This window comes from Bradyrhizobium sp. WSM4873 (assembly GCF_055811355.1).
In genome coordinates this window covers 1-603 of sequence record NZ_JBVVPS010000118.1, presented here as the reverse complement: position 1 = coordinate 603, position 603 = coordinate 1, and the positions used below count along the sequence as shown (strand labels likewise).

At 65.3% G+C, this 603-nt stretch carries 1 protein-coding gene; it reads right to left on the bottom strand.

Annotation, left to right across the window (positions count from 1 at the left end; genetic code table 11):
• A partial coding sequence (locus AC0L21_RS38000) for an IS66 family transposase zinc-finger binding domain-containing protein (protein WP_473267128.1) occupies positions 1-545 on the bottom strand: 545 nt, incomplete at its 3' end.
• Positions 546-603: the final 58 nt, after the last annotated feature.

Here is a 603-nt window from a genome sequence, read left to right as displayed (position 1 = left end):
AACGGCGCCGGCGGCTGGCTGATCTTCTCGCAATCGCGGCAGGTGAACTTCTCGCGCACTGTCTCGATGACCTTGAAGCGGCGCGGGATCTCCTCCAGCGTCTTGGTCACATCCTCGCCGATCTTCGCGAGCCGCGATCCGCCGCAGCAGGCGCAGCTCGTCGGAGCCTCGATAACGATGCGCTCGTGTTCGATGTCGTCCGGCCAGGGCTTGCGTACCGGCCGCTTGCGCGTGAAGGCGCGCACGCTCTGGGTCTTCGCCGCCGCGGCCTGAGCCGCAAGCTCATCCTCGCTCGCCGTGGTGGCGAGTTCTTCGAGTTCCAATCCCAATTGTTCGATCAGACGCGCCGTGCGCTCGGAGCGCCGCCCGTACAGTTCGCGCTTGATCCGCAGCTCGAGATGCGCGATCAGCGCCGCGTGGTCCGACAGCTCCGCCCGCGCACTGGCAGCCACCGCCTCGGCGAGCAGCCGCGCCTCACGCTTGGCCTGCAGCGCCGCCAGGGCACTCACAAGGTCCGATGGAAGTTCGTCCGGCTTCGATATCATGAAGCCATTGAATCAGATCAAGCAGCAGATTCAAACCCAAAACGGCTATCCGATCCGC